Source organism: Steroidobacter sp., from assembly GCF_016790065.1.
Taxonomy (GTDB): domain Bacteria; phylum Pseudomonadota; class Gammaproteobacteria; order Steroidobacterales; family Steroidobacteraceae; genus Steroidobacter.
On record NZ_JAEUPY010000336.1, the window covers coordinates 1 to 8,384 of the forward strand.

At 61.2% G+C, this 8,384-nt stretch carries 5 protein-coding genes and 1 pseudogene; all 6 read left to right on the plus strand.

All coding sequences use genetic code 11. The features are described 5' to 3' along the window. Nucleotides 1–627: 3-keto-5-aminohexanoate cleavage protein (locus JNL55_RS14030; RefSeq protein WP_293854096.1), on the plus strand; the 627-nt coding region annotated here is incomplete at its 5' end. A gap of 9 nt (nt 628–636) precedes the next feature. Continuing rightward, on the plus strand, nt 637–2,040 hold the full coding sequence (locus JNL55_RS14035; protein ID WP_293854100.1) for an APC family permease: 1,404 nt from the start codon (nt 637–639) through the stop codon (nt 2,038–2,040). Beyond that, nucleotides 2,040–4,061, plus strand: coding sequence for a S9 family peptidase (locus tag JNL55_RS14040; protein ID WP_293854103.1), 2,022 nt, complete (start codon nt 2,040–2,042; stop codon nt 4,059–4,061). Before JNL55_RS14035 ends, JNL55_RS14040 begins: the two co-directional genes overlap by 1 nt. Then, nucleotides 4,058–6,361: a transferrin receptor-like dimerization domain-containing protein gene (locus JNL55_RS14045; RefSeq protein WP_293854106.1), complete on the plus strand. Its 2,304-nt coding sequence runs from the start codon at nt 4,058–4,060 to the stop codon at nt 6,359–6,361. Before JNL55_RS14040 ends, JNL55_RS14045 begins: the two co-directional genes overlap by 4 nt. Before the next feature lie 4 nt (nt 6,362–6,365). Next, nucleotides 6,366–7,568 (plus strand): M24 family metallopeptidase, encoded by a 1,203-nt coding sequence (locus tag JNL55_RS14050; RefSeq protein ID WP_293854110.1) that lies wholly within the window; start codon nt 6,366–6,368, stop codon nt 7,566–7,568. 13 nt (nt 7,569–7,581) lie between these two features. After that, nucleotides 7,582–8,384 (plus strand): annotated as a pseudogene (locus JNL55_RS14055) (hypothetical protein); the annotation flags it as partial.

The following is an 8,384-nucleotide window of genomic DNA, read 5'->3' on the forward strand; positions in this document are numbered from 1 at the left end:
CATTTCATGCCCGACCCTGATTACGAAGGTCGCGCGCTGCCCGAGAGCGATATCGCTTCTGTCGAGGAGCGAATGGAGCACATGCGCGACTGTTTGCCGGACATGGCGTCGTTGGATCTCACGACCAGCAATCAGAGCGAAGGCGGCGTCGACTCCGTCTACTTGAATACCACTCGTACCTTGCGCGCGATGGCGACTCAGATGCAGCAGCTAGGCATCAAGCCGGAGCTGGAGGTATTCGCCGCGGGCGACATTCTGTTCGGTCATCAGCTGATCAAGGAAGGCTTGATCGACGGGCCGCCGTTGTTTCAGTTCGTGCTTGGTGTGCTGTGGGGTGCGCCCGCCGACACTGGCACGGTCCAGTACATGAAGAGCTTACTGCCGTCGGATGCGGAGTGGGGCGCGCTTGGCATCGGTGCGCTCGAGATGCCGATGGTGGCGCAGGTGGCACTGCTCGGCGGACACGTGCGAGTAGGTTTGGAGGACAACCTTTATCTCAAGCGAGGTGTGTTCGCGACCAACGGTCAACTGGTCGAGCGAGCGGGCGAGATTGTGACGCACCTCGGCTACGAGGTTGCGACCATCGGCGAGGCGCGAAAGATTCTGGCGCTTCGATCCGCAGGCTGATGCCAAGCAGTGAATAGTTCGGCCGCCACTGCTGGGCTCGGGCTGTTTCAGCTGTTCACCGTGCTGTTCGGCACGATCATCGGTGTCGCCTGGATTGTCGCGACCGGGATGTGGGTGATCGAGGCTGGACCGATCGGTGCACTGGTGGCGTTCGGCATCGGCGCGCTGGTGATGTGGCTGATCGGACTGTGCTTCGCGGAAATGATGACGATGTATCCGGACGCCAACGGCTCGATGGCTTACGTCTTTGAGGCTTTTGGTGAGCGTGTCTCGGCTGCGGCGGGATGGTTGCTAGTCTTCAACTATGCAGCGACCTGCGCTTGGTACTTCGTCACGCTGGCGTGGTTGATTCAGGCGCTGATCCCGCAGCTGGGCGGCTCGATCGCGTACACCACAGCAATTGGTTCAGTTCGCTGGGGCGATCTGTTGATCGGAGCGACCGGAATGATTGCAATCACTGCCGTCAATCTGCGAGGGGTCGGCGCACGCGCATTGTTTCAAGACGCGTTCGTCATCGCAAAGATCGTCATTGGCTTGATCCTGTTCGCGGGTGCGGCCTGGCTCGGTCAAGGAGAGCGTCTCGATCCGCTGTTCGCCGCTAACGAGGTGTCCGGTGTGTGGCTGAGCATATTGTCGGTCGCCATCGTGACGCCGTTCTTTTTCTCTGGATTCGATGTGTTGCCACAGGCGGTGCGGGATCGACGAGCCGACACACCGCTGCGTGCGCTTGGAACAGTCGTGACCATAGCCACGCTGGCGGCGTTCCTGTTCTACGGCGGCGCTATCGTGTCCGCAAGCGTTTCTCTGGAACGCGCTGCCCTAGGCCACGCGGGACTCCCCGTGTTCGAAGCTTTCCGTACCGGCCTGCATCAGCCTGGGCTGGCGGCTCTGGTCATCGTTGCGGGTGTGGCCGGTGTATTGACGGGATGGAATGCATGTTTGCTGTCGGGCGCTCGCATCTTGCAAGGAATGGCGCACGCGGGCGCGACGCTGCCGTTCTTCGCGTCGCCGGTACGTGCAACGTTGTCCGTTTCATTGCTGGCGCTGTCGATGGGGGCGTTGGGACGTAAAGCGCTCGGCCCCATCGTCGACATGGCGGCGATCCCACTGTTGGTGGTGTTCTCTTTGGTGTGCGCGGGATTGATCAAGTTGCGACGTGAGCAGCCGCAGATCGTGCGGCCGTATCGCGTGCCGGGCGGACTCTCATTGCCAAGGCTGGCCGTCGCGTTGTCGATTGGTCTGTTGATCAGCGCCATGGTGACGGCATTCGTTGGCGGCGGCGATCTGATGCAATGGGGATGTATATCGCTGTGGTGTGTGCTGGGCCTGCTGTTCTGGCAACACTCCGCGACGTATCGAAACTCTTTGAGCGAACAACAACGCAAACGTCGAGTACTGCGGGGAGAAGGATGATGTATCGAATTCCTTGCCGGGCTGTGCTGCTGGGCTGGCTCAGCGTTGTGCTGTTAGTTCTGGGAAGTTCACCAACGGCGATCGCTCGGCCGCTTGCGCTCTCCGACCTGGATGCGCAGATCGGCCTTTCGGAAGCCAGGATTTCTCCGGATGGCAAGCAAGTGGCGCTGGTCACGTCGCGACAGGATTTCGTGGACAACCGCCACGTCAGTTCGTTGCTGTTGGTGAGCGTCGAGACCGGAGCACAGAAGTACCTCGTACTAGGCCGCACGGGTGTGAGCAGGCCGCGATGGTCGCCGAGCGGAGATCGATTGGCGTGGCTCGACGCAGCCAGCGATGGAAGATCGCAGATATATGTGATGCAAGTGGGATCGGCGAATGCCTCGGCACGCGCGATCACAAATGCCAGCGGCGGCGTCAATGATTTTCGCTGGAGCCCGGATGGCTCATCGCTGGCCTTCCTGAGCGTCGATGATGAGATCGCGCGTGAGGGCGAGGAACGTCACAACAAGTCGTTCGAAGCGGGCGAGGGCGAGTACCTGTCGACATCGGCGCCGCGCCCGTCGCATCTCTGGCTGATCAGCGCGAATAGCGGTACCGCCAAGCGTCTGACTTCCGGCTCGTTCAGCGTGACTGGCTTGCAGTGGCAGGAGGGTGGTCGCTCCATCGCCTTCATCAGTCAACCCAGCGCGCACCTCGCTGCCAATCTGCACGCATCCCTCAACATTTTGAACTTGAGCGATGGCAGTCAGCGAACCGTAATCGCTGCTCCCAAGGTAGGAGAGAGCGCGGTCAAACGGTTGTGGAGCCCACCTTACGACGACACAGTGATTTGTTACGGCCGGCCTCGTGGTGCCGAGCCTGACTACCGTCCGCTGGGCTTGTATTCGATTGCTGCATCCGGCGGTGAGAGCCGCAACCTGGCACCCGCGCTCGATCTGGATTTATGGGCTGAGCCCGTGTGGTTGCCCGGAAAGCTGGCGGCGATGTCAGCGATGCGGGAGACCAGCACCAAGTTGTGGGTACAGCCTTGGGAAGGTTCGCCCCGCCACGTCGATCTCGGTGCGATTGCGCAGGTGGACTCGCTTTCCGCGAGCCGAAATGGCGCGCTGGTGTTTATTGGCAGCGAGCCGCAGCGGGGGCGTGAGTTGTACGTGATGGCATCGATCCAGGCGAAACCCAACCGTTTGACGGGTTTCAACGATGCACTCGCGGCCTTGGATCTGGGGCAGGTCGACACCGTGAGCTGGACGCTCGATGGTTTTGAACAGCAGGGCGTTCTCAACTATCCGCCTGGCTTCGAGCGTGGCAAGAAATATCCGCTGGTGCTGCTGGTTCACGGCGGGCCGATGTCGGCATCGACGGTGGCGCTGGGTGACTTCGAAGGCGGCCAGTCGCAACTGCTGGCCGCCAACGGCTGGCTGGTGTTCCGGCCCAACTACCGAGGCAGCGGCAGCAACGGCATGAAGTTTCAAACCGCCATCCTGAACGATGCGGGGGATGGTCCGGGTCGAGACGTCATGGCCGGCGTCGAGATGCTCAAGGCACGAGGCATCGTCGACACTCAACGGATGGCGGTGTCCGGCTGGTCGTATGGTGGCTACATGACGGTGTGGCTGGCTGCTCACTATCCGGTTTGGCGGGCGGCAGTGGCGGGCGCGGCGGTGACGGATCTTCTCGATCAGTACAACTTGTCGGATGAGAACGTCTGGTCCGGCCATGGCATGAACGGCTCGCCCTGGTTGAACGACAACGCCGCCAACTATTGGCGGCAGTCCCCCATGGCGTATGCGCATCGAATCCAAGCGCCGACGCTGATCCTGGGGAATAGCGGCGATCCCCGCGTCACCATCTCTCAGTCGTACAAGTTGTATCACGCATTGAAGGACAACGGCGTCAGGACCCAATTCATCGTCTATCCTATTTCCGGACACTGGCCCGAGGATCCCGTGCATCAACGGGATATCTATCGGCGCTGGGCAGACTGGATCCAGGCACGCTTTCAGGAGGCGGAACGATGAAAGGTTGTTGTCGATGGCTGTTGTCAGCAGCGTTGCTATCGGTCGTGGTTGGCGTCGGGGCGGCGGGCAGCGAGCCTGAGCCAGCGGGGCCCATGCTCGGTTTCCGGGCCGAGGCGGCGGCCAGCCAACGAGCCCTCGAACAGCGGTTCGATGAGCAGCTCGATCCCGCTGAGCTGACCGAATGGTTGAAGTTGATGTCGGCCGAAGCGAATCACGTCGGCTCGGCGCACAACCTGAAGAATGCCCGCTGGGTTCGGGACCAATTCGAGAAATGGGGCTGGCGCGCGAAGATAGAAACGTTCGACGTGCTGTACCCGACGCCCAAAGAGCATTCCTTGGAGATGATCGGGCCGCGCAAATTCGTCGCCAGTTTGAAAGAGCCCGTGGTTCCCGGCGATGCCACGTCGTCGCGCACGGACTCGCTGCCGCCTTATGCGGTCTATGGCGCCGACGGCGATGTCACCGGGCCGTTGGTGTACGTGAACTACGGCATGCCGGACGACTACAAAGAGCTGGCTCGCCGTGGCATCGACGTGAAAGGCAAGATCGTCATTGCTCGCTATGGCCGCGGCTGGCGTGGCTTGAAACCCAAGCTTGCCTACGAACACGGCGCGATCGGCTGCCTGATCTACTCAGATCCAAAAGACGACGGCTACGGCCAGGGCGATATCTATCCCGACGGCGCGTGGCGACCGTCGATGAGCGTGCAGCGGGGCTCCGTGGCGGACATGCCGGTTTATCCCGGAGACCCTCTGACGCCAGGCATCGGTGCGACCAAGGGGGCGCAACGCCTGAAAGTGTCTGAAGCCCCCTCGGTGCTGAAGATTCCAGTCATGCCCATTTCCTATGCCGATGCGCAGCCGCTGCTCGAAGCGCTGTCCGGGCCGGTGGCGCCATCGAGTTGGCGCGGCGGATTGCCGATCACTTATCACTTGGGGCCAGGGGCAGCGCAGGTCCGTCTGAAAATCGTTTCGGACTGGAATCTGAAGACGCTCCACAACGTCACCGCCACGATTGCCGGACGCGACAGTCCCGATGAGTGGGTGCTGCGAGGGAACCATCGTGATGCGTGGAATTATGGCGCGTGGGATCCCTTGTCCGGGCATGTGGCGATGATGGCGGAAGCGAAAGCGATCGGCGCATTGTTGAAACAGGGCTGGCGACCGCGCCGGACGCTGGTGTTTGCCAGCTGGGATGGCGAAGAACCCGGCTTGCTCGGCTCGACCGAGTGGGCTGAAACACATGCTGCCGAACTCCAGCGCAAGGCGGTGATGTATCTGAACTCCGATGCCAACACGCGCGGCTTTCTGGTCGCAGGCGGCAGTCATTCGTTGCAGGCGTTGGTGAACGAAGTGTCGCGCGGAGTGACGGATCCGCAGACTGGTGTGAGTGTCGATGCGCGTCTGCGTGCGTCGCTGAAGGTCGCGGCACTCGAATCCGATGCAAGCGATGAGCAGAAGCGCAAGGCCAAGCTGGCGGCGTCACCAGCGGATCTGCCGATAGAGCCGCTTGGCGGCGGCACGGATTTCACGCCATTTCTTCAGCATCTCGGCATCGCCGCGTTGAGCATCGAGTACGGTGGCGAAGGCGAGCACGACGGTGTCTATCACTCCATCTATGACTCGTTCGATCACTATGTGAAATTCGGCGATCCCGGTCTGGCCTATGGTGTCGCTGAAGCGCGTACGGCCGGCAGGATCCTGCTGCGGGTGGCGGAGGCTGAAATCATTCCCCTGCAGTTCGGCGGCTTTGCACAGGAAGTGGCGGTGTATCTGCAAGAGGTGCAGGAGCTGACCAAGAAAAAACAGGAGGCGTCGCTCGCGTTGAACCCGTTACTGGACGACAACTCGTTCGTGCTCGCGGCCGATCCGACTCGGCGTGTGCTGCCGCCTGCTCGTGAGCCGGAGGTGCCAGAGATCGACTTTGCCGCGCTCGACTCGGTGGTCGCGCGATTGAAGTCGAGCGCGGAGCGCTACGACGCTGCCTATCTGGCGCAGGCTTCAGCGAGTTCACCTCTGCCTGCCGCCAAGCGTCGCCAGCTCAATGCCCTGTTACAGGGGATGGAACAGACGCTCATCACGCCGCAAGGATTGCCGGGCCGGGATTGGTACAAACATATGGTCTATGCCCCGGGATTGTTGACGGGCTACGGCGTGAAGACCTTGCCGGGGATTCGAGAACCCAGTGAGGCAGGCCGCTGGGCCGAGGTACAGCAGTACGTGAAGACTACTGCCGACGTTTTGAGTGGCTATTGCGATCGATTGGATCGCGCGACGACATTGTTGAAGCAGCAGCGGTAATGGCATGAGCACGAACCATCGAAACCATAAACTGACACGCACCACGTTGAACCTGCCGTTCGCGGTGGATGAGTTTCGTGCACGGTTATCCGCTGTCCAGCAGAAGATGTCTCGCGCCGGTGTCGAAGCGCTATTCATCATCAGTCAGTCGAACATCAGTTATCTCACCGGCTACCAGGGAAACTCTGCTTACATTCCGCAGGGCATGCTGGTCACGCTGCAGGATGCAGAACCCATCATGATCCTGCGGGAGATGGATACGTTGTGTGCCACCGCCACCACGTGGGTCGCCGATGAAAGCATCGTGGCGTACGACGAACGAGTGTTGGGATTGAGTCTGCTGCCGGTCTGGCGCGAGATCGCTCGCATCATTCGCAGCCGCACTCGCGCTACGCGCTTGGCCTTCGAACGCAGCGCTCCTGGGTTGGGTGTCGATGCTCATGCCGCGTTGGTCGAGGCACTCGGTGATATCGAGCTCGTCAACGCGGACGGCTGGATGAGCGAGATTCGTGCGGTGAAGTCACCGGCAGAGATTGCGGTGATGACTGATGCAGCTCGCATCGGCGAGCAGGCGCTGCTGGCCGGCATCGAGCGGATCGGTGTGGGTGTGCCGGAGAGCGAAGTCGGCGGGACGATCGTTGGCAAGCTGTGTAGCGGCTTGCCCGGCAAGCCTGGTTCGATACCTCACGACGCGGTGACGATGCCGGTGTCGCCATTCGCGAGTGCGCCACATTTGAATTGGTCGGATCGTGTTTACGCGCCGAACTCGCAGACCAACTTCGAGCTTGGCGCATTCCGGTATCGCTACTGTGCCGCTGTAGCTCGCACAGTGTTTCTAGGCAAGCCGGGCGCACGCTTGCTGGAGATCGACACCATCGTTCGAGATAGCTTCGAGGCGACACTGCCGACGGTTCGCACTGGCGCCAAATGTTCGGATGTGTACGCAGCGTTCTGGAAAGCGTTTGGTGGGCGCGGTGTGCGCAAGGAATCACGCATCGGCTACGGCATTGGCATCGATTGGACGGAAGGCAGTTACAGCCTGCAACGCGACGATCAACGCGAGCTGCGTGCGGACTCGACGGTGCACCTGATCCTGGGGATTTGGGAGAAAGAAGAGGGTTACGTTTTCAGCGAGACTCTGCGCGTCACCGATCAAGGGGCGCAAACGTTCTGCACCTTGCCGCGCCGACTGATCGTGATCGACTAGCGGCCAGATTGTCATGGCCGTTAGCGATGATGCCAACTCTACGCAGCCGCGGCTTTGGGGCTATCCCAAGGGCGTGTTTCTAGTCGCAGGCACTGAGCTGTGGGAGCGGTTCAGTTACTGGGGCCTGATGGCCATCTTCGTGCTGTTCCTGACGGCAAGCGTGGAGCAGGGCGGATTCGGCTGGAGCCAGGTCGACGCAATCAAGCTGTACGGTGCCTATGTCGGCGCGGCGTTCGCTGGGCCGCTGCTTGGCGGCTGGATTGCCAATAACTATTGGGGCGAGCGCCGCTGCATCCTGATCGGCGGCCTGATGATCGCCGCCGGACATTTGTTGCTGGCTGGCCCGGCAGCGATTCCCTGGCTGCTCAATCAGTTCTCCGATCCTGTTTCCGATGCAGCGTTTCGTGCGCTGTGGTCAGCGGCGGATGTTTCTTTAGGTCAGTGGGCGCTGACGCCCGAACAGTCGCAACAGATTGCGCTCGCGGCCGAAGCGCAGGGGATCGCGCCTTCAGTGGCGATGAGTGTCTACAAGCTCACTTCGGTGTCGTTCTTTGGTGGGCTGCTGTTGGTGTTGATCGGCACTGGACTGATCAAGCCGACCATTTCTTCCATCGTCAGTCATTTCTTCGCTGCGGACGATCGGCGTCGCGATGGGGCGTTCGGGCTGTTCTTCGCGGCGGTCTATGTGGGCTGCATTCTTGGTACCGTCGTCGTCGGCTTTCTAGGCGAACGAGCGGGCTGGCACTGGGGCTTTGGCGCGGCGGCGCTTGGCATGCTGCTCAGCTTGTCCGTCTATTGGTGGAAGCAGCAGGACTA